This window comes from Actinocorallia sp. API 0066, assembly GCF_020991275.1.
GTDB lineage: Bacteria > Actinomycetota > Actinomycetes > Streptosporangiales > Streptosporangiaceae > Actinocorallia.
Map to the genome: position 1 here is coordinate 1 of NZ_JAJLQY010000008.1, position 21,115 is coordinate 21,115.

Sequence of the window (21,115 nt, forward strand, 5' to 3'; positions counted from 1 at the left end):
AAGCACGCGCTTCCCGGCGAGGCCGAGCGCCACCGCCGTTCCGGTGAGCCCGACGATCAGTGTGAGCCAGTACATCGGCCCTGTCCTTCCGTGTCCGGTGGGTCCGCCCGTGGGGCGGCGTCACCGAGGATTCAGATGCCCCGCTGGTCGGGGCCGGCGCTGATGAGGTGCGGCGCTGTGCAGGATATGCGGCCGCGCGCGGGCGCGCGTAACCGGGGCGTCACCGCCACGCCGTACGGGACGTCAGCGGCGGCTCAGGAGACCCGCTCGAAGATCGCGGCGAGGCCCTGGCCGCCGCCGATGCACATGGTCTCCAGCCCGTAGCGGGCCTCGCGGCGCCGCATCTCGCGGGAGAGGGTGGCGAGGATGCGGGTGCCGGTGGCGCCGACGGGGTGGCCGAGGGAGATGCCGGAGCCGTGGACGTTGAGCCGGTCGAAGTCGGCGGCGCCGAAGTCCCATTCGCGGGTGCAGGCCAGGACCTGGGCGGCGAACGCCTCGTTCAGCTCGATCAGGTCGATGTCGGACAGCTTGAGCCCCGCCTTGTCGAGGGCGGCGGCGGTGGCGGGCACCGGCCCGATGCCCATGATCTTGGGCGCGACCCCGGCGACGCCCCAGGACACGAGCCGGACGAGGGGCCGCAGCCCCAATTCGGCGGCCTTGTCCGGGTGGGTGACGACACAGACGGCGGCGGCGTCGTTCTGCCCGCTGGCGTTGCCCGCCGTCACGGTGGACTCCGGGTCCTGCTTGCCGAGCACGGGGCGGAGCGCGGAGAGCGTCTCCAGCGAGGTGTCCGCGCGCGGGTGCTCGTCGGTGTCCACCACGACGGTGCCCTTGCGGGTGGTGACGGGCACCGGGATGATCTCCTCGCCGAACACGCCCGACCGCTGGGCGGCGACGGCGCGCTGGTGCGAGGCCAGGGCCAGTTCGTCCTGTTCGGCGCGGGTGATCCCGTACTGGCGGCGCAGGTTCTCCGCCGTCTCCAGCATGCCCCCGGCGACGGGGTAGTTCTTGCCGCCGGGGGTGGCCCGGCCGCGGTTGAGCGCGTCGTGCAGCATGACGCCGCCGCCCTTGGCGCCCCAGCGCAGGTCGGTCGCGTAGAAGATCACGTTGCTCATGCTCTCGGCGCCGCCCGCGACGATCACCTCGCTGACCCCGGCCTGCACCTGCGTCGCCGCCTGGAGCACGGCCTGGAGCCCGGAGCCGCACCGCCGGTCGACCTGCATGCCGGGGACGGTGATCGGGAGCCCGGCGTCGAGGGCGACGACCCGGCCGATGGCGGGCGCCTCGGCGGACGGGTAGCAGTTGCCCAGCACCACGTCGTCGATGGCCTCGGGGTCGATGCCGGTGCGGTCGAGCAGGCCGCGCAGCGCGACGGTGCCGAGTTCGGCGGAGGTCAGTGCCTTGAGGGAGCCGCCGAACCTGCCGATCGGGGTGCGGACCGGCTCACAGATGACTGCTTCACGCATTGGGGGAGTGCCTTCCTAGTCGAGGTCAACGGTGAGGCTGGTGCACGGCCCCGCTTCGACGCCGCCGGGCCCGTACAGGCCGAGCGCGACGCCGCCGTCGCCGGGCTCGCCGACGAGCCGGGCGGGCTGCCCGCAGAACAGCGGCGCCCGGTTGCGGTGCCGGAACCGGGTGACGCGGCCGGGCCCGCCCTCCAGTCGGAGCACCTCGGCGAGCGCGAGGGTCATGAGCGGGCCGTGCACGACGAGCCCGGGGTAGCCCTCCACGCGGGTGGTGTAAGGCCAGTCGTAGTGGATGCGGTGGGCGTTGGCGGTGGCCGCCGAGAACCGCATGAGGAGTGTCGGGTCGGTGGTGAGGTCCCACGTCCAGGCGTCCGCCCGCTGGAAGGGCGCGCCGGACGGCATCAGCGCGGCGGCGTTCGCGACCGGGGCGGCGGTGGCCGAGGGCGAGCCCGCCTCCCGGTAGATGATGTCCTGGTGCTCCTCGACGCACAGCACGTCGCCGTCGAGGAGCCGGGTCCGCACCACGACGACGACGAGCTCGCCCGACCGTCCGGATTTGCGCGTCACGGACTCGACGGACGCCTCGCGGGTGATCGTCGCGCCGACCCGCAGCGGCGCGTGGAACGCCACCGCGCCGCCCGCGAACATCCGCCTGGGCAGCTCCACCGGCGGCAGGAACGTGCCGCGCGCCGGGTGCCCGTCGAGGCCGACGACGGACGAGACGGGCCAGCGCGGCAGCGCCACCCAGTGCCACAGCGGCGGCAGCTCGTCGCCCGGCACCGGGGCGGGGAGCCCGTCGTCGAACAGCGCGGCGAGCGCGGCGACGGGGGAGGGGTCCACCAGTTCGGCGCTGGTGACGGTGTGCGGTTCCCAGTTCTCCACGGAGGGGTGGCCTTTCCGGAGGTCAGATGCGGTTGCGGGCGATGAGCTGCGCGGCGATGACGTTCCGCTGGATCTCGTTGGTGCCCTCGCCGACGATCATCAGCGGGGCGTCCCGGAAGTAGCGTTCCACGTCGTACTCCTTGGAGTAGCCGTAGCCTCCGTGCACCCGGATGGCGTCCAGGGCGACCTGCATGGCGGCCTCGGAGGCGAACAGCTTGGCCATTCCGGCCTCCATGTCGGCGCGTTCGCCCGCGTCGAGCTTCGCGGCGGCGTCCAGGGTGAGCAGCCGGGCGGCCTGCATCTTGGTGGCCATGTCGGCGAGCATGTTGCCGACGGACTGGTGCTTCCAGATCGGCTTGTCGAACGACTCGCGCTGCTGGGCGTACCGGACGGCGTCGTCGAGCGCCGCCTGGCCGACGCCGAGCGCCCGGGAGGCGACCTGGATGCGGCCGACCTCAAGGCCGCGCATCATGTGCGCCCAGCCCTGGTTCGGGATGCCGCCCAGGACGGCGTCGGCGGGCACCTTCTGCGCGTCGAAGACCAGCTCGCACGCCTCGATGCCGCGGTAGCCGAGCTTGGGGATCTTGGCCGAGACGGTGAGGCCCTCGCCCGGTTCGACGAGCAGCACGCTCATGCCCTTGTGCGCGGGGACGGCGTCCCGGTCGGTGATGCACAGCAGGCCGTACAGGCTGGAGTGCGCGGCGTTGGAGTCCAGGTCTTGGAGCCGGTGATCGTGTAGCCGTCGGCGCCGGGGGTGGCGACGGTGCGCATGGCCTGGAGGTCGCTGCCGCCGCCCGGCTCGGTCAGCGCCATCGTGGCGCGGATCTTGCCTTCGGCCATCTGCGGCAGGTACTTCGCCTTCTGCTCGGGCGTGCCGAACGTCCGGATCAGGTAGGAGATGACGGAGTGGCCGCCGGTCGCGCCCGCGAGGCTCATCCAGCCGCGCGCCAGCTCCTCGGTGACCCTGGCGAAACACGCGGTGCTGACCTCGGTGCCGCCGTACTCGGCGGGCACGAGCAGCCCGAAGAACCCGAGTTCCTTCATCTCGTCGATGAGCTCGCCGGGGTAGACGTCGTCCTGCTCGAACTCGCGGACGCGCGGGCGGACCCGCTCGTCGACGAACTCCGCGACCATCGCGACGATCTGCTGTTCGTCCTCGGTGAGCCTCATGATGCGTTCCCTTCGTGTTCGGTCCTGAGGAGCCGCCGGGCGCGGTCCAGCACCGGCTTGTCGATCATCTGCCCGTCCAGCGCGATCGCGCCCGCGCCCGCCGCCGCGGCGACGACCGCCTCGGCCCAGCGCACCTCGTCGGCGGTCGGCCGCAGCGCGGCGGCGGCGACCGGCACCTGGCGCGGGTGCACGCACAGCTTGCCGGTGCAGCCGAGGCGGCGCGCGTACCGGACGTCGTCGGTGAGGAGGCCGTCGTCGGAGAGGTTCCCGGTGACGCCGTCGACGGGCCCGGTGAGCCCGGCCGACGCCGAGGCGAGCACGAGCGCGGAGCGCGCCGCGTACAGGGCGTCCCGGTCGGCGGGGTCCACGCCGAGTTCGGCGGCGAGGTCGAAGCCGCCGAACGCGAGGCGCCGCACGCCGGGCACGGCCGCGATGTCCCGGGCGGCGAGCACGCCCCTGGCCGTCTCGATCAGGGCGATCAGCGGGGTGGCCGCGCCGAGGTGCGCGACGAGCCGCCGGACGACGGCGGGGTCCTCGGCCTTGGGCAGCATGACGGCGCAGCGGTGCCCGGCGAGCGCGGCGGTGTCGGCGTCGTGCCAGCGGGTGCCGTGCGCGTTGACCCGGACGGCGCAGGTGTGGCCCGCGGCGATCCACTCGGCGGCGTGCGCGCGTGCCTCGTCCTTGCGGCCGGGCGGCACCGCGTCCTCCAGGTCGATGATGACGAGGTCGGCGCCCGCGGCGGCGGCCTTGGCGAACCGTTCCGGCCGGTCGCCGGGGACGAACAGCAGGGTGGCGGCGTCCCGCGCGCGGCGCGCGACGGCGGTGAGCAGCCCGTCGTCTGGGCCCGGTTCTGTCATCTTCCAACTACCACCTGTCATCGGGCCGGTGCGGCACGGGGCGCTGTCCCGCAGACAAGTATCATATATTATGTTTCACCACCAAACAGGACGGCGGGCGCCCCCGTGCTGTGCCGATCTGGGCGCTTGTGATACCTCATATATGACACATCATGCGGAAAGTAGGCGGATATGGCGGAGTGGAACGACGGCGGCGCGGCGGGGCCTCTGGCCGGGGTCAGGGTCGTGGTGCTGGCGGGCATGGGCCCCGTCCCGTTCGCCGGGATGCTGCTCGCCGACATGGGCGCCCACGTCGTCAGGGTCGCCAGGCCCGCGCGCCGCGCCGCCCGCGCCCTCGGGCAGACCGACGGCCTGCGTGAGGACCAGGACGTGGTCAACCGCGGCGTCGCGACGGTCGAGGCCGACCTGAAGGACCCCGCCGACGTCGCCGCCGTGCTCGGCCTCGCCGCGCACGCCGACGTGTTCATGGAGGGCTACCGGCCCGGCGTCGCCGAACGGCTCGGGCTCGGGCCCGACGCGGTGCGCGCGGCCAACCCGGCAGCCGTCTACGCGCGGCTCACCGGGTACGGCCAGAGCGGGCCGCTCGCCCGCGCGGCGGGCCACGACATCAACTACGTCGCGCAGTCCGGCGCGCTGCACGCGCTGGCCCGGCCCGGCGAACCGCCGCGCCCGCCGATCAACCTGCTGGGCGACTACGCGGGCGGCGGCGCGTTCGCCGCGTTCGGCATCGTCTGCGCCGTCCTCGAAGCCCGCTCCTCCGGCCACGGCCAGGTCCTCGACGTCGCGATGATGGACGGGGTCGCGCTGCTCACCGCGCGGCTGCACGGCCTGCGCGCGGCCGGGCTGTTCCGGGACGAGCCGGGCACCAACTGGATCGACTCCGGCGCCCCGTTCTACGACACCTACGCCTGCGCGGACGGCCGCCACCTCGCGGTCGGCGCCCTCGAACCCGACTTCTACCGGGAGTTCGTCGCCCGGCTCGGCGTGGACACCGCGGACTGGCCCGCCCAGGACGACACCGCCGCGTGGCCGAGGCTCCGCGCGCTCATCGCCGCCGCGCTCGCCACCCGGACCCAGGCGGAGTGGACGGAGGTCTACGAGGGCACGGACGCGTGCGTCACCCCCGTCCTCACCTTCGAGGAGGCCGCCGCGCACCCGCACAACGCCGAGCGCGGCCTCTACCACCGGGTCGGCGGGGTGCTGCACCCCGCCCCCGCGCCCCGCCTCAGCCGCACCCCGGGCCGACCGCCCGCCGTCCCGACGACGGACCGCGCCGACCTGGCCACGCTCACCAAGTCCTGGCGGGCCGCCGACGGCGTGGGAAGCCCCGCGTGACGCGAGGCCGCCGGGCCGACACGGGGACGGCTCAGGCGGTTTCCCGGTCGTCCCACAGGCCGCGCTCCTCCAGGAGGTCGACGATGTGGTCGGCGCCCTCCAGGATGTGCGCGGTCATCACCGAGCGCGCCTTGCGGGTGCTGCGCTCGCGCATCGCCTCGATCAGCAGGGTGTGCTGCGCGTGGGCGGAGTCGATCCGGGATTCGAGGGTGGCGTAGAAGCGGTTCGGGAGGTGCTTGACGACGCCGGTGAGCAGCAGCGCGAGCCGGTAGGAGTCGGCGGCGAGGTTGATCTCGCGGTGGAAGGCGTGGCCGAGCCGGGTGACGAGGTCGGTGTCGCCCCGGCCCATCGCCTCCTCGTGCCGCTCGGTCAGCTCCTCAAGCCGGGCGATCGCCTCGGGTGTGATCCGCTTGGCGGCGCGCGCGCCGAGTTCGCCCGCGAGCTGCGCCTGGACCCAGAACAGGTCGCGCACGTCCTGGCGGGTGAAGGGCGCGACGACGAACCCGCGGCGCGGCACCTGCTGGACGAAGCCCTCGCTGCGCAGCGTCAGCAGACCCTCCCGGACGGGGGTGTTGCTGACGCCGACGGCCTCGGCGATCGGTTCGATGCGGAGAAAGTCGCCGGGCTTGAGCCGCCCCGACATGATCTGTTCGCGGACGTACCCGGCGACCTCGTCGGGAAGCTGGCGTCGCCTGTTCTGGTCAAGGGGTGCCACCACGCCGTCCGCCGTCCACACGATCGTCCCACCTTACTGAGCGGTATGTTAAAACGGATAATATACTGTGTCTGATGTTCTGGGACGGCATGTGATCATATCCGTGCGGTCTTATGGAGATGGACCCCGTGGACACCTGCCGTCCGCGGGGCTCTCCGGCGCCTGGTGGTGCGCCCTCCGCCTCGGTTTTTCTCCTCGCGGGTGACACCCGCCCGCTTCGCGTTTTCCGAATCTCCTTCGGCTCTGGGCATTGTTCGAACTTCGTGCATCATATATTGTGTCGCCACGTCACCTTGTCCACCCCGTAGAGGAGGGTCCCCTCATGCCAGGTCTGTACTTCGAGGAGTTCGAGCCCGGCGCCGTCATCGAGCACCAGACGCGCCGCACGGTCACCGAGACCGACAACGTCCTCTTCAGCACGCTCACCCTGAACCTGGCCCCGCTGCACCTGGACGCCGAGTACAGCAAGAACAGCATCCACGGCCAGCGCCTGGTGAACAGCCTGTTCATCCTCGGCCTCGTCTCCGGCATCACCGTGCCGGACACCACCCAGGGCACCACCCTCGGCAACCTCGGGTTCCAGGAGGTCAAGTTCCCGAACCCGGTGTTCCACGGCGACACGATCCACGTGCGCACCGAGATCGTCAGCAAGCGCGAGTCCAAGAGCCGCACCGACTCCGGGATCGTCATCTTCCGGCACTACGGCCTCAACCAGCGCGACGAGATCGTCTGCGACGCGACCCGCGCGGGCCTGATGCTGAAGCGCTCGGCCGCCGAGCAGCCCGCGCACGCCTGATCGCGGACCCCACGAGAGGACTCGCTCATGCATGAGGCCGAAGGGGCCGGCGGGCCGCGCACGCCCGCCTGGACGCCCGACGCCGCGCACCGCGCGCGCAGCAGGCTGCTGGCCGCCGTCGGCCGCCAGGGCCACGGCGACCTGAAAGACCTGCTCGACGCGTCGGTCGCCGACCCCGAGACATTCTGGCGCGACGTCGTCGACGACCTCGACATCACCTTCGACACCCCGTTCGAGCGGGTGCTCGACGACACCGAGGGCAAGCAGTTCCCGCGCTGGTTCCCCGGCGGGAAACTCAACGCGGCGACGCTGTGCGCGCACCGCCACGCCACGGGCCCGCTCGCGGACAAGACGGCCGTCGTCTACGAGGGCGACAGCGGACAGCGCCGCACCCTCACCTTCGCCGAACTGGACGCCCAGGTCCGCACGTTCGCCGCCCAACTCGCCGCGCTCGGCGTCCGGCGCGGCGACCGGGTCGTCCTGTTCGTCCCGGTGGTGCCCGAGGCGATCGTCGCGTTCCTGTCGATCGCGATGCTCGGCGCCGTCTCGGTCCCCGCGTTCACCGGCTACGGCGCGGAGGCGCTCGCGACCCGGCTGCGCGACTCCGAGGCGGTCGTGCTCATCACCTCCGACGGCACGACGCGGCGCGGCAAGAACGTGCCGATGAAGCGGACCGCGGACGAGGCGCTGGAGGCGGTGCCCTCGGTCCGGCACGCGGTGGTGGTGCGGCACACCGGCCAGGACGTCGCGATGCGTCCCGGCCGCGACGTCTACTGGGACGAGCTGCCCGCCGACCCCGAGCCGGTCGAGACGGCCGACACCGAGGCGAACGACCCGTACACGATCGTCTACACCTCCGGCACCACCGGCAGGCCCAAGGGCATCGTGCACTCGCACGCAGGGCTCGCGGTGAAGGCGGCCACCGACTTCGCTTACGGCTTCGACGTGCACGCCGACGACGTCGTCGCCTGGATCACCGACCTGGGCTGGCTGGTCGGGCCGCTCCTCATCACCGGGCCGCTCCAGCTCGGCGCGACCATCGTCGTGATCGAGGGCGTCCCGGACTACCCGTCGGCGGACCGGATGTGGCGGATCATCGAGCGCAATGGCGTCACCGTGCAGGGCATCGCGCCCACCGGCGCCCGCGCGATCAAGGTCGCCGACGACGGGCAGTGTTCATCAGGGGCCGGGCGCTTCGCGGGCCCGACTTCGTCGGGAGCGCCCGACCCCGGCCCGTATACCGGCCTGGACACGCTGCGCGCGTTCGTCTCGACCGGTGAGGCGTGGGACGAGCCGACCTGGTGGTGGCTGTTCGAGAAGGTCGGCGGCTCGACCCGGCCGATCGTCAACTACAGCGGCGGCACCGAGGTCGGCGGCGGCATCCTCATCGGCTACCCCTTCCTGCCGATGGACGCCGCCGCCTTCAACGGCCCGCTGCCCGGCGTGGACGCGGCCGTCTTCGACCAGGACGGCAAGGCGGTGACCGACCAGGTCGGCGAGCTCGTCATCCGGAACACCTTCCCCGGCATGACGCACGCCTTCTGGCAGGACCGCGAACGGTACCTGGAGACGTACTGGAACCGGTGGGACGACGTGTGGGTGCACGGCGACCTCGCCAGCGTCGACGGCCAGGGCGCCTGGGTCGTGCACGGCCGCTCCGACGACACGATCAAACTGTCGGGACGCCGCGTCGGCCCCGCCGAGATCGAGACGGCGCTCCTGCGGGACCCGAGGATCGCGGAGGCGGCCGTCATCGGCGTGCCCGACGAGCGGCGCGGCCAGCGGGCCGTCGGGTTCGTCGTGGTGCGCGGCGGCGGCGAGGTGGACCACGCCGACCTGGAGGCCACCGCGCTGGCGAACGCGGGCAAGTCGTTCGCGCCGGCGCTGCACGTCGTGAAGACGCTGCCGAAGACCAAGAACGGAAAGATCATGCGCCGCGCCATCAGGGCCCGGCACCTCGGGGACCCGGTGGGGGACATGTCGTCGCTCGACCCGGCGACGCCCCTGGAGGACATCCCCGTCGCGCGAGAGCAAGGAGAACGACAGTGACGAGCACCGACGAGAGCAGCGTCGAGGTCGTCCGCAAGGCGACCCGCGAACTCGCCAGGAAGTTCGACTACGAGTACTGGCTGGAGAAGGACCGCAAGCACGAGTACCCGTGGGAGTTCGTCAAGGCGTTCGCCGACGGCGGCTGGCTCGGTGCGATGATCCCCGAGGAGTACGGCGGCATCGGGCTCGGCCTCACCGAGTCGGCCGTCATGATGCAGGAGATCGCGGCTTCCGGCGCGGGTATGAGCGGCGGCTCGGCCATCCACTTCTACGTCTTCCCGCCCGCGCCGATCCTGCGGCACGGCTCGGAGGAGATGAAGCGGGAGTTCCTGCCGAAGCTGGCCTCCGGCGAGCTGCTCATGGCGTTCGCCGTCACCGAGCCGACGGCCGGTGTGGACACGTCGCGGATCAAGACCAAGGCCACCAAGATCGACGGCGGCTATGTGATCAACGGCCAGAAGGTCTGGATCACCAACGCGCAGAACGCGCAGAAGATCCTGATCCTTGCCCGGACGTCGCCGCGCACCGACGAGAAGCCGCTGCACGGCATGACCCTGTTCTTCACCGACCTGGACCGGTCGCGGATCACCGTCCGGGAGATCGAGAAGCTGGGCCGCGCCGCGATCGACTCCAACGAGCTGTTCATCGACAACCTCGAGGTCGGCGACGCCGAGGTGGTCGGCGAGGTCGACAAGGGCTTCTATTACCTGCTGGACGGCCTCAACCCCGAGCGCACCGTCGTCGCGATGGAGGGCATCGGCCTCGGCCGGGCCGCGCTGGAACTCGCCACGAAGTACGCCAACGAGCGGATCGTGTTCGACCGCCCGATCGGCAAGAACCAGGCGGTCGCGCATCCGCTCGCGGACGCGTGGATCCGGCTGGAGGCGGCCGAGCTCGTCTCGATGAAGGCGGCGGCGCTGTTCGACGCGCACGAGCCGTGCGGCCCGGAGTCGGCGGCGGCGAAGTACCTGGGCGCGGAGGCCGGCTACGAGGCGTGCGACCGCGCGCTCCAGGTGCACGGCGGCTTCGGCTACGCCAGGGAGTACCACGTGGAGCGGCTGTGGCGTGAGGTCCGCCTCCTGCGCAACGCGCCGTTCTCCCAGGAGATGGTGCTGAACTACCTGTCCACCCAGGTGCTGGGGCTGCCCAGGTCCTACTGAGAGGCGTCGCGGCGACGCGTGTCCGCTCCCCGAAGCCCGTGCCCCGCCGGTCCGCCGCGCGGGGCACGGGCTTTTTCGCGTCCCGGAATCCGGGGGGAGAACGGGAGAGGCGCCTCCCGGGGAGAAGGAGGCGCCTCGGTGAGGGGCGGCCGTCAGGGGTGGGCCGTCCGGTGGCCGTGAGCGGGGTGGGGGCCCACGGTCAGCGCAGGGTGACCTTGGTGCTGGCCTTGGCCGCGGCGCCGCCGGAGCAGTGCGCGGTCTGGCCGGTGTAGACGAACGCGGTGGAGCAGCCCTCGTTGTCGGTGACGACGACGGTGACGGTGTGGGTGCCCTTCGCCCCGTAGGTGTGCGAGACGGTGGGCTCCGTGGTGGTCTTGGTGGTGCCGTCACCGAACGTCCACCGGTACTTGGCGACGGTGCCGTCGGGGTCGCGGGACTCCTTGGCGGAGAACGTCCGGGTCAGGCCGTCGGTGCCGGTGACCTTGAGCGCGGCGACGGGGCCGAGGTTCGGCGTGAACAGGCCGGACGGGCCGTCGGAGAACGACACGCCGGAGTCGACGGAGGGCCGCGCCGACGCGGTCAGGCTCCCGTCGGGCTTCACGTCGTAGGTGTGGATGCGGGAGTTGCCCTGGGTGGTGAGGGCGTCGATGAGGAGCACCTTGGTCTCGTCCGGCGACAGGACGGCCCGGCCGGGCAGGGTGCCCGACGGCGTCGGGTACGGCGAGCCGGGCAGCGCGGTGAGCGCGCCGTCCGCGCCGATCGTGAAGCCGGAGAGCGCGCCCGCCGCCGACGGCACGTAGACGCGGGAGGAGTCGGCGGTGATGGCGAAGCCGTGCGGGAGCCCGACCGTCTTGTAGGGCGAACCCGGGGTCGGGGTGAGCTTGCCGTCCGCGCCGATCCGGTAGCCCGAGACGTCGCCGCCCATCTCGTTGGCGATGTAGAGGTGCTTGCCGTCCGGGGTGACGCTCGGCAGCGCGGGGAACGTGCCCGCCTTGTACTCGGCGATCTTGGTGAGCCCGCCGTCCGCGGCGATCTTGAACGCCGTCACGTTGTTGGCGATGAAGCCGGTGACGTACAGGTGGTCGCCGTTCGGGGTGATCACCGGCTGGCTGAGCGTGCTCAGGCCGGGAATGCGCGCCTCGGGCCTGCCCGTCGGCTTGAGGGTGCCGTCCGGCTTGATGTCGTAGGAGCGCACCTTGCCGTTGAGGCCGCCGATCGTGGCGAACACCCGCTTGCCGTCGGGGGTGACGGCCACGCCGATCACCGGTGTCTCGGTGTCGGTGGTGCCGCCCGGGATCTTGGTGAGCCCGCCGTCGGCGCCGAGCCGGAAGGCGTGGATCGCCTTGTCCTGGAGGCTTCCGACGTAGACGGTCTTCGCGTCGGGGGTGATCGCCAGCGCGAAGCCGGTGCCCGCCGCGAACGGCGTTCCCGGCACCGGCGTCAGTTCGACGTCGGCGCCGACGCCGAACACGCCGACGTCCATCGAGGCCGTCCCGCCGACGAGCAGGTACCGGGACGGGGAGGGGGCGGCCGCCGTGGCGGGCGCCGGGGCCGTCACCCCGAGCGCGGCGAGCGCCAGCGCCGTCGCGCTGAGCAGGGCGGCGGGCCGTTGGGGAAGGTTCCTCTCCCTGTTCTCCAGTCCATTCTTACGCGCAGTCATGTCCACCTCGGTCAGTTCGGGTCACGGACTTTCCATCCGTGTCGCCCTGACCGTAATGAGAGACGCCGAGCCATGGTGATCAGGAATCTGGACACTCTTTCGGAAAGTGACCGGGAATCCGGACACGTCATTTCCGCGCGGCCCCGCGAAAAAGCACACCCACGTTATCTGGAATTCTCACGGAGAACGGCGGCGGCCGCCGTCCGGGGCGTACCTGCGGATTCCGCTGACGGTCCGCGTCTGCGCCTCGCCCTGGGCCCGCAGCAGTTCCAGATAGCCCCTGACCTCGGTGACGGCGAGCATCTGCTCGCGCGCCGGGAGGGCGTCCAGCGGGCGGAGGTCGCCCAGACGTGCGTCGCCCAACTGCGGATGGAGGCCGCCCGTGACCCGCGCGACCCGCGCCTGGCCGCGCTGGTCGGCGAGCTGTCGGTGCGGGACGCGAACTTCCGGCGCTGGTGGGGCAGCCACCAGGTCGCGATCCGCGGCATGGGCACCAAGGTGCTGCGCCACCCCGTCGCGGGGGAGCTGACCCTGGACTGGGACACGCTGTCCTGCGTCACCGACCCCGACCAGCAGCTCGTCACCTGGACGGCGGAGCCGGGCACCCCCTCGCACGACGGACTGCGGATCCTCGCCTCGTGGGCGGCGAGCGAGGGGCACATCTCCGCCGAGTTCTGACCGCCCTAGCCCGGATCCGCGCCGGGCCTCCCCCGGTTCCGCCTCTGGCCGGACGTCCCGGAGCCGTCCGCCGTCCATGACGCGAGGATGCGCAGGCCGTCATGGGACGGCGTGCCGGGCTCGGCGGTCCACACGATCAGCTGCTGCTCCGGGTCGCTGACGCAGGCGAGTGCGTCCCAGTCCAGGGTGAGCTCGCCCGCCACCGGGTGGCGCAGCACCTTGGTGCCCTTGGCGCGGGTGGACACGTGGTGCTCGCCCCACCAGCGGCGGAAGTCGGGGTCGCGCGCCGACAGTTCGGCGACGAGGTCGGCCGTCCGCCGGTCCGCCGGATCGCGGCCCGCCTCCATCCGCAGCATCGCGACGGCGCTGTGCGCGATGTTCGCCCAGTCGCCGTGCAGCGCGCGCATTCCCGGATCGGTGAACAGCAGCCAGAGATAATTGCGCTGCCGTTCCGGGATCCGCGCGAAATCGGTGAGCAGCGCGGCGGCCATCGGATTCCACGCGAGAATGTCCATCCGGCGGCCGAGGACCAGGGCGGGCGTGGTGGTGAGTTCGTCGAGGAGCCGCCGCAACTGCGGCTGCACCTTCCGCGCCGAGCTCCGGCGGGGCAGCGCCGCCTCCTTGCCCGCGAGCTCGAACAGGTAGGCGCGCTCGTCGTCGTCGAGCCGCAGCACGCTCGCGAGGGCCGTCAGCACCGGCTCGGACGCGCTGCGCCGCCCCTGCTCAAGCCGCGTGTAGTAGTCGATGCTGATCGAGGCGAGCAGCGCCACCTCCTCACGCCGCAGCCCCTTGACGCGCCGTTTCGCCCCGCCCTCCGGCAGGCCCACCTCCTTCGGGCTGAGTTCGGCCCTGCGGGCGCGCAGAAAAGCACCCAGTTCACTCGGCCGCGCGTCGTCCCTCATACCCCCGAGTCTCGCACTACCCGCCCTGGGGTTGGGCGCCGCGCCCGAACGAAAATTGCCGTCTTGGGGAGGACAGGGGAGTCCCTGGACACGATTGCGGGGGACAGAATCGTCCCCTTGTGACGGATGTGCCCAGATGGCAGTGTCAAGAACGTGACAGGGAGTTCACGACCGTTATTCATCAAAGAAAAGGTAAAAGCCCATGAAGATGAACGTCACCTTTCCCAGCGCCGGACTGAACCTCGCGGGCCACCTGTATCTGCCCGACGACTACACCGGGACGGAGCGGCGCGCGGCCGTCGTCGTCTCGCACCCGTTCGGCGGGGTCAAGGAGCAGACCGCGGGCCTCTACGCCGAGCGGCTCGCCGGACGCGGCTTCGTCACCCTCACGTTCGACGCCGCCTACCAGGGCGAGAGCGAGGGCGAGCCCCGGTTCCTGGAGAACCCCTTCCAGCGCGCGGAGGACGTCAGGAGCGCCGTCACGTTCCTCACCACCCGCGGCGAGGTCGATCCCGACCGGATCGGCGCGCTCGGCATCTGCGCGTCCGGCGGCTACGTGCCCTTCGCGGCGCAGACCGACCACCGGATGAAGGCCGTCGCCACCGTCAGCGGCGCCGACATGGGCTCGCTGTTCCGCGACGGCCTAGGCGGCGACCAGGCCCCCGAGGTCCTCGCGGGCATGCTGGACGAGGCGGGCCGGGACCGCACCGCCGAGGCGCTCGGCGCCGAGCCGCGCCTGGCGCACGTCGTTCCGGAGACCGACGCGGACGCCGAGGGCGCGCCCGACCTGTACCGGGAGGGCCACGACTACTACCGCACCCCGCGCGCGGAGAACCCGCACGCGCCCAACTGGTTCGTCGCCCGCAGCGTCGACCAGATCGCCCAGTACGACTCCTACGCGCTGGTCGGGCTGATCTCCCCGCGCCCGCTCCTCATGATCGCGGGCACCGAGGCGGACACCGCCTACTTCAGCAAACTGGCGGTGGAGCGGGCCGGTGAGCCCAAGGAGCTGTTCTGGGTGGACGGCGCCAGCCACATCGACCTCTACGACAAGGAGGCTTACGTGCCGCTCGTCCTCGACAAGCTCACCGACTTCTTCACCCGCAACCTCTCCGCCTGACCCCGCCCGGCCCCGACGCCCGGGTGGGGCCGGTTCATCCCTATTGTGGTGACTTATGGGGATTTGGTGGAGAAATGGGGTGGGTTGGGGGCGGACGGGGGCAGCCGGTTCCTAGGTTGAGCTGCATGGGGAGCACCGGCGGGGGGATGTGTGAGGACGACAGGATCACCGGTGTGGCGCTGCGCCTCTTCGCCGAGGTCGGATACGACAACGTCGACACCCGGATGATCGCCGACGCCGCGGGCGTGGACGCGCGCACGGTGGCCGCGCACGGCGGCAAGAGCGGGCTCTACAAGCGGATCTTCGAGAACTTCTACCGGCGGCAGAGCACGATGCTCGACGAGGTCGAGCACAAGTACGCCGACGACCAGGAGGGGCAGCGCCGACTGCTGGAGGAGATCCTCGACTTCTACCTGGACCACCCGTACGAGATGGCGGTCTGGCAGCACCGCGGCATGCGGGACGCCGCCGACCTCGACGGGCTCGACGCCTACTACTGGAACATGGTCTTCCTGCGGCACCGCGAGGTGGTCGGCCGCGCCGTCGCCTCGCGCCCCGACTTCCAGATGCTGTTCAACCTGCTCGCGGGCGGCCTGCGCGGCTTCCTGTTCGGCGGCATCATCACCGGCGAGGGCGAGCTGCTCGGGCCGGACAGCCGCGAGGGCCGCCGCCTGTTCCGCGAGCAGATGCACCGGCTCCTCGTCCTCGTCGTCGGCGCGGGCCTGGTCGACGAGGCGGCCAGGACGTGACCGGGGCCACTACCCACTTTGGTGGCTAGGGCCCTCCTCCTCCGACGCCTACCGTGGGCGTCCCGACGGTCTCGGAGCAGAGGAGGAGGACTGTGGGGAACGCGTCTGTGGAAGAGCTGTTCGAGCCCGCGCCGGAGTTCAGGAGCGCGGCGAACCTGGGCCCCGCCGTGTACGAGGAGGCGGCGCGGGACAGGCTGGGCTTCTGGGCCGAGCAGGCGGGCCGCCTGGACTGGGCCGAGCCGTTCACCGAGGTGCTCGACTGGAGCAACGCCCCCTTCGCCCGCTGGTTCGTCGGCGGCAGGCTGAACGCCGCCTACAACTGCGTGGACAGGCACGTCGTCGCTGGCCGCGGCGACCGGGTCGCGCTGCGCTTCGTCGGCGAACCCGGCGACGAGCGCACCCTCACCTACCGCGAGCTCCAGGACGAGGTCTGCAAGGCGGCCAACGCCCTCACCGCGCTCGGCGTGGGCACCGGCGACCCGGTGGCGATCTACCTGCCGATGATCCCCGAGGCCGTCGTCGCGATGCTGGCGTGCGCCCGGATCGGCGCCCCGCACACCGTCGTGTTCGGCGGGTTCAGCGCCGACGCGCTGCGCAGCCGGATCAACGACTTCGGCGCCAAGCTGGTGATCACCGCCGACGGCGGCTACCGCAGGGGCGCCGCCTCCGCTCTGAAGCCCGCCGTGGACGACGCCCTGACGTCCTGCCCCGACGTCGCGCACGTCCTCGTGGTCCTCCGCACGGGCCAGGACGTCGCGTGGTCGCGGGGCCGCGACGTGTGGTGGCACGAGGCGGTCGCGGCGGCGTCGCCCGAGCACGAGGCCCCGGCCCTGGACAGCGAGCATCCCCTGTTCGTCATGTACACCTCCGGCACGACCGGCAAGCCCAAGGGCATCCTGCACACCACGGGCGGCTACCTCACCCAGGCCGCCTACACGTTCTGGGGGGTCTTCGACCACAAGCCCGACGACGTGTACTGGTGCACCGCCGACGTCGGATGGATCACCGGCCACTCCTACGTCGTGTACGGGCCGCTCGCCGCCGGGGCCACCCAGGTCCTCTACGAGGGCACCCCGGACACCCCGCACCGGGGCCGCTGGTGGGAGATCATCCAGCGGCACAGGGTGTCGATCTTCTACACGGCGCCGACGGCGATCCGCACCTGCATGAAGTGGGGCGCGGAGATCCCGGCGGGCTTCGACCTGTCGAGCCTGCGCGTGCTGGGGACGGTCGGCGAGTCGATCAACCCCGAGGCGTACCGCTGGTACCGGCGCACCATCGGCGGCGACCGCACGCCCGTCGTGGACACCTGGTGGCAGACCGAGACCGGCGGCCACATGATCACCCCGCTGCCGGGCGTCGCCGCCGCCAAGCCGGGCGCCGCGATGACCCCGGTGCCGGGCGTCAGCGCCGATGTCGTGGACGACGCGGGCAAGCCGGTCGCGCCGGGGGAGAGCGGCTACCTGGTGCTCACCGAGCCGTGGCCCGCGATGGCCCGCACGATCTGGAAGGACCCCGACCGGTTCGTCGAGACGTACTGGTCGCGCTGGGAGGGCTACTACTTCGCCGGGGACGGCGCCCGCCGCGACGCGGACGGCGACATCTGGCTGCTCGGCCGGGTGGACGACGTCATGAACGTGTCGGGGCACCGGCTGTCCACCACGGAGATCGAGTCCGCGCTCGTCGCGCACCCGGCCGTCGCGGAGGCCGCCGTGGTGGGCGCGTCGGACGAGACGACGGGCCAGGCCGTCGTCGCCTACGTGATCCTGCGGGAGGGCGCCGACGTCGGCGGCGACCTCACCGAGGAGCTGCGCGGGCACGTCGCCAAGGAGATCGGCCCGATCGCCAAGCCGCGCCGGGTGCTGCTGGTGCCGGAGCTGCCCAAGACCCGCTCCGGCAAGATCATGCGGCGGCTGCTGCGGGACGTCGCGGAGAACCGCGAGATCGGCGACGCCAGCACTCTGGCCGACGCCTCGGTCATGGACCTCATCCGGGACGGCATGACCGCCGCCCCCGCCGAGGACTGACCGGGAAAGAGGACCGAAGGACGGCGCCCCGGGGCGACGGGGTGCCGTCCTTCCCATCTCCACGGTACCCCCGGTACGGCCCTGGACGGCGCGCCCCGCCCCAGCTCCAGGGCCGTGTTCGCTTGCGCTCAGGGCGCTCGGGCGACCTCGGACTCCGTCGGGAGCGCGCCGGGGCGTGATCAGGCGCGGTGCCGGTAGAGGTGCACGGCCTCAGCGCGGGAGCGGGCGCCCAGCCGGGTCATGAGGGCGCGCATGTAGGTCTTGACGGTCTGTTCGCTGAGGCCCAGCCGGGCGGCGATCTCCGCGTTGCGCAGGCCCAGTTCGACCAGCTCGACGACCTCGCGCTGCCGGGCGGTGAGGAGGCCGTCGGCGGCGGGCTCAGAGGCGCCGAGCAGGCTGATGAGGTCGGCCCTGGTCTCCGGGTCGCGGGTGGTGCTCGCGATCGTCTGGAGGCGCTCCCTGAGCGGCGCGGGCAGGTCGGCGGGGGCGCGCAGCCGCCGGTCCACCTCGTCCCGGACGGTCAGCTCCAGCGAGATCGCCCGCGCCTCGGCCGCCAGACCGCGCAGCACGTCCGGGGTGAGCGCCGTGTCATCGCGGGTGCCCGCGTACAGCAGCCCGCCGATCCGCGGCCCCCGCATCAGCGGCACGACGGCGAGCCCGACGACGCCCTCGCCGAGCACCTGCGGGTCGTAGTCGTGCGTGATGTCGCGGGCCCCGGCGTACCGGGGGACGGCCAGCGGCCCGCCGCGCAGCATCGCCTTGCCGCCGAGCCCGCGGGTCGGCCTGATCACCAGCGACGTCAGCGCGGACGTCTCGCCGCCCGCGCAGAAGCTCACCGGCACGGTCCGCTCGCCGAACCCGCCGAACACCACGACCGAGGCGCGCTCGCGCAGCCTGCGCGCCGCCCGCGCGAGCAGGCCCTCGTCAGCCGTGCGCATCATCGCCGAAGACATCACCCGTACCGAACATGTGGCGCCGATCACTGGAAACTCCCCCCAATCATGACCCAACCCCCACCAATCAGCAAAGCCCCCGCTTACCGAGCCTGGTGGGGGCGCCGGACGTGCCGGGCGGGAGGCACCGCCCCCGCCCCCGGAGGGCCGCGACGGACGGGCCCGACATGTCGGTGATGCCGCAAAATCCCGTGCTGTGCAGGGGCGGAGTGCGATACTGCGGAGGGGCGGCGCGGTGGGGAGGGGATGTGCGGGGCGGGGTGCTGGTCGGGCTCGCGGTCGTGGTCCTGGCGATGGTCGCGGGGCTCGCCGTCGTCGTCGCGGGCGTCGGCGGCGAGACCATGGCCGCCGTGGTGGTGGGGGTCGTCACCGGGGTGCTGGGGCCCGCGCTGAGCGCCGGCGCGGCGTGGCTGTGGCGGAACCGCCGGTGGCGGGAGATCACGTCGGCGGCGGAGGCCGGGCGGGTGCTGGACGGGCTCGCCGACGAGGTGCGCGCGCAGTGGCGGGAGGAGGCGCGGGTGCGGCGGCTCCGGGACGCGGGCGGCCCGGCGGCGGCGCGGCGGCTCGGCGTGCGGTGGGAGTGGGCGGCGGGCGGGGTGACGGGCCGGCCCGAGGACGCTGTCGCAGCGGGCGGGTTCGCCCCGCTCGCGGGCCTGTCCGCGACGACCGCCGACGACCTGCGGGAAGGCGGCCTTGAGGAACTGTTCCGGATCTACGGCGGGCTGGCCTCGGGCCGGATGGTGGTGCTCGGCGGTCCGGGCGCGGGCAAGACGGCGGCCGGGGTGCTCACCGTGCTGCGCGCGCTGGAGCACCGGCGCGGCCTGGCCGAGGCGGAACGGGGCGGGGTGCCCGTCCCGGTGCTCCTCACCCCGTACGGGTGGGACGCCCGGCGGCCGCTCGCCGACTGGGTGGCCGAGCGGCTCACCCGCACCTACCCGGTGCTGCGGGCCGGTGAGCACGGGCCGGACACCGCGCGCAGACTCCTCGCCGAAGGCCATGTCGCGGTCTTCCTCGACGGGTTCGACGAGATGGCGCCGCGGACCCGCGCGGCGGCGCTCCGCGCCATCGACGAGCAGGCCGACTTCCGGATCGTGCTGCTCGCCAGGACCGCGGAGTTCGCCGCCGCCGTCCCGGGCGGGCATCTGCGGGACGCCGCCGCGCTGCGGCTCAGGCCCGTCCCGCCGCGCGCGGCCGCCGACTACCTGGCCCGCTGGCAGGTCGATCCCGCGCCCCCGGCCTGGCGGCGCGTCATCGACCGGCTCAGGGACGCGCCCGACAGCCCGTTCGCGCGGGCCCTGTCGTCGCCGCTCGCGGTGACGCTCCTCAGGGACGCGCGCCTGGACGACGCGGAGATGGACGCCCTCCTGGACGCCGACCGCTTCGGCACGGCGGCCGCGGTGGAGGAGCACCTCCTGGACCGGGTCCTGCCCGTCGCCTATGACAGGGCCGACCACCGGCTGCGCGCCTACGACGTCGCGGACGCCCGCCGCTGGCTCGGCCGCACCGCCGCCCGGATGAGCGCCGCCGGAACCCGGGACCTCGCCTGGTGGCGGACGCACGAGTGGACGCCGAGGGCGGCGCGGGTCCTGGCGATGACCGTGGTCGGCGGGCTTCTCGCCGCCGCTGCCGCCGCGCTCGTCGGCACCGTCGACACGTTCGGTGAGCGCACCACCGCGGGCCCGGGACCGGCCGCGGCGGCGGGCCTCGTCCTCGGTTTTGCGCTCGGCTGGGCGGCGGAGTACCGGGGCCGTGCCGGGACGCGTCCCGCCGCGTTCCGCCCGGGCATGGCGGCGGTCGCGGGGCTCGCCGTCGGGATGGCGGCGCTCCTCACCGTCGGCCCGGCCTTGGGGCCCTGGCCCGCCCTCGCCGTCGCGGGGGGCGCCGCCCTGGCGACGGGCGGCGCGGTCGGCCTCACCTCGGGGAACGGCCCCGGCTGGTCGCCGCGGCGCGCCGTGGGCCGGTCGGGCCGCACCGGCGCGGTGGCCGAGGCTTTTGTCCGTGGGCTGCCCACGGGGCTGGCCACCGCGGTGCCCGTCGCGCTCGCCACCGGGATACCGCTCGGCCTCCGGCTGGGCGCCGTGGCGGGCGTCTGCGAGGCGCTGGCGACGGGCCTGGCGTTCCTCGTGGCGTTCGCCCTCATCGACGGCCGCTCCGGTGCGCTGCCCGCGCTCCTGCCCACGGTCATCGACCCGGTGACGGCGTGGCGGCACGACGTCCGCAGGAGCGTGTCGATCGGCGTGGTGTTCGGTGCCGCGGTCGGCGGCGCGGCGGGCGTCACCGACGCGATCATCATGGCCTCCCACGAGACCCTGCCCGTCGCGCTGGGGGTGGGCGCCGTCACCGCGGTGGCGCTCGGCGCGGGCACCGCCGTCGCGGCGGCCCTCACCGTCTCCGACGCCTGGCGCACCGCGATCTCGTTCGGGCTGCTGTGGCTGCGCGGCGAAGCGCCCCTGCGGACCCTGCGCTTCCTGGAGGACGCGCATCGGCGGGAGGTGCTGCGCGTCGTCGGCCCCTTCTACCAGTTCCGCCACGCCACGCTCCAGGACCGGCTGGCCCCCGACCGGGTGTAGGGCCGCGTCAGGGCGTCAGGGGGCGG

Annotated in this window: 17 protein-coding genes and 1 pseudogene; 9 read left to right on the forward strand and 9 right to left on the reverse strand. The window is 73.0% G+C overall.

All coding sequences use genetic code 11. The features are described from left to right. Positions 1–254: 254 nt before the first annotated feature. The 4 genes and pseudogenes from LO762_RS20425 to LO762_RS20440 all read right to left on the reverse strand — a co-directional run bounded on the left by LO762_RS20425 (position 255) and on the right by LO762_RS20440 (position 4,375). Complete coding sequence (locus tag LO762_RS20425) at positions 255–1,466, reverse strand: acetyl-CoA C-acetyltransferase (RefSeq protein WP_230617431.1); 1,212 nt, start codon at positions 1,464–1,466, stop codon at positions 255–257. Positions 1,467–1,481: 15 nt separating this feature from the next. Beyond that, on the reverse strand, positions 1,482–2,348 hold the full coding sequence (locus tag LO762_RS20430; RefSeq protein WP_230617433.1) for a MaoC family dehydratase N-terminal domain-containing protein: 867 nt from the start codon (positions 2,346–2,348) through the stop codon (positions 1,482–1,484). Between the two features lie 22 nt (positions 2,349–2,370). Further along, positions 2,371–3,518, reverse strand: a pseudogene (locus LO762_RS20435) (acyl-CoA dehydrogenase family protein). Then, positions 3,515–4,375 (reverse strand): CoA ester lyase, encoded by an 861-nt coding sequence (locus tag LO762_RS20440; protein WP_230617434.1) that lies wholly within the window; start codon positions 4,373–4,375, stop codon positions 3,515–3,517. The pseudogene LO762_RS20435 and the gene LO762_RS20440 overlap by 4 nt, the downstream one beginning before the upstream one ends. A 171-nt stretch (positions 4,376–4,546) precedes the next feature. On the opposite strand from LO762_RS20440, the gene LO762_RS20445 reads away from it, so the two are divergent. Continuing rightward, positions 4,547–5,710: a CaiB/BaiF CoA-transferase family protein gene (locus LO762_RS20445; RefSeq protein ID WP_230617436.1), complete on the forward strand. Its 1,164-nt coding sequence runs from the start codon at positions 4,547–4,549 to the stop codon at positions 5,708–5,710. A 31-nt stretch (positions 5,711–5,741) separates the two neighbouring features. Here LO762_RS20445 and LO762_RS33570 read toward each other — a convergent pair whose 3' ends face one another. Continuing rightward, positions 5,742–6,446 carry a GntR family transcriptional regulator gene (locus LO762_RS33570; RefSeq protein WP_230617439.1) on the reverse strand — a complete coding sequence of 235 codons (705 nt, stop codon included), beginning with the start codon at positions 6,444–6,446 and terminating at the stop codon, positions 5,742–5,744. A 301-nt stretch (positions 6,447–6,747) separates the two neighbouring features. Between LO762_RS33570 and LO762_RS20455 the strand changes: the two genes are divergently transcribed. Genes LO762_RS20455 through LO762_RS20465 form a run of 3 tightly spaced genes read left to right on the forward strand, consistent with a single transcriptional unit; the run spans position 6,748 to position 10,430 of the window. After that, entirely contained in the window at positions 6,748–7,221 is a 474-nt protein-coding gene (locus LO762_RS20455) for a MaoC family dehydratase (protein ID WP_230617440.1), read from the forward strand. A gap of 27 nt (positions 7,222–7,248) precedes the next feature. Then, entirely contained in the window at positions 7,249–9,270 is a 2,022-nt protein-coding gene (locus LO762_RS20460) for an AMP-binding protein (protein ID WP_230617441.1), read from the forward strand. Continuing rightward, positions 9,267–10,430 (forward strand): acyl-CoA dehydrogenase family protein, encoded by a 1,164-nt coding sequence (locus tag LO762_RS20465; protein WP_230617442.1) that lies wholly within the window; start codon positions 9,267–9,269, stop codon positions 10,428–10,430. The genes LO762_RS20460 and LO762_RS20465 overlap by 4 nt, the downstream gene beginning before the upstream one ends. 199 nt (positions 10,431–10,629) lie before the next feature. Here the strand turns inward: LO762_RS20465 and LO762_RS20470 are convergent, their stop codons facing one another. Next, positions 10,630–12,090, reverse strand: a complete 1,461-nt coding sequence (locus LO762_RS20470; RefSeq protein ID WP_230617444.1) for a PKD domain-containing protein — start codon at positions 12,088–12,090, stop codon at positions 10,630–10,632. 177 nt (positions 12,091–12,267) lie between these two features. After that, entirely contained in the window at positions 12,268–12,453 is a 186-nt protein-coding gene (locus LO762_RS20475) for a hypothetical protein (protein ID WP_230617446.1), read from the reverse strand. A gap of 6 nt (positions 12,454–12,459) precedes the next feature. Between LO762_RS20475 and LO762_RS20480 the strand changes: the two genes are divergently transcribed. Next, positions 12,460–12,768 carry a hypothetical protein gene (locus LO762_RS20480; protein ID WP_230617448.1) on the forward strand — a complete coding sequence of 103 codons (309 nt, stop codon included), beginning with the start codon at positions 12,460–12,462 and terminating at the stop codon, positions 12,766–12,768. Between the two features lie 5 nt (positions 12,769–12,773). Here the strand turns inward: LO762_RS20480 and LO762_RS20485 are convergent, their stop codons facing one another. Continuing rightward, a complete protein-coding gene (locus LO762_RS20485; RefSeq protein ID WP_230617450.1) occupies positions 12,774–13,670 on the reverse strand; it encodes a helix-turn-helix domain-containing protein in 897 nt (298 codons plus the stop codon). 202 nt (positions 13,671–13,872) lie between these two features. On the opposite strand from LO762_RS20485, the gene LO762_RS20490 reads away from it, so the two are divergent. From LO762_RS20490 to acs, 3 genes are all read left to right on the forward strand, one after another. After that, positions 13,873–14,790 carry an alpha/beta hydrolase gene (locus LO762_RS20490; RefSeq protein ID WP_230617452.1) on the forward strand — a complete coding sequence of 306 codons (918 nt, stop codon included), beginning with the start codon at positions 13,873–13,875 and terminating at the stop codon, positions 14,788–14,790. Between the two features lie 125 nt (positions 14,791–14,915). Beyond that, positions 14,916–15,539 carry a TetR/AcrR family transcriptional regulator gene (locus LO762_RS20495; RefSeq protein WP_230617453.1) on the forward strand — a complete coding sequence of 208 codons (624 nt, stop codon included), beginning with the start codon at positions 14,916–14,918 and terminating at the stop codon, positions 15,537–15,539. 92 nt (positions 15,540–15,631) lie between these two features. Then, entirely contained in the window at positions 15,632–17,566 is a 1,935-nt protein-coding gene (gene acs / locus LO762_RS20500; RefSeq protein WP_230617455.1) for an acetate--CoA ligase, read from the forward strand. Between the two features lie 179 nt (positions 17,567–17,745). Here the strand turns inward: acs and LO762_RS20505 are convergent, their stop codons facing one another. Then, positions 17,746–18,519, reverse strand: coding sequence for a LuxR C-terminal-related transcriptional regulator (locus LO762_RS20505; protein WP_230617457.1), 774 nt, complete (start codon positions 18,517–18,519; stop codon positions 17,746–17,748). 248 nt (positions 18,520–18,767) lie between these two features. On the opposite strand from LO762_RS20505, the gene LO762_RS20510 reads away from it, so the two are divergent. Then, positions 18,768–21,089, forward strand: coding sequence for a hypothetical protein (locus tag LO762_RS20510; protein ID WP_230617459.1), 2,322 nt, complete (start codon positions 18,768–18,770; stop codon positions 21,087–21,089). The last annotated feature ends 26 nt before the right edge of the window (positions 21,090–21,115 follow it).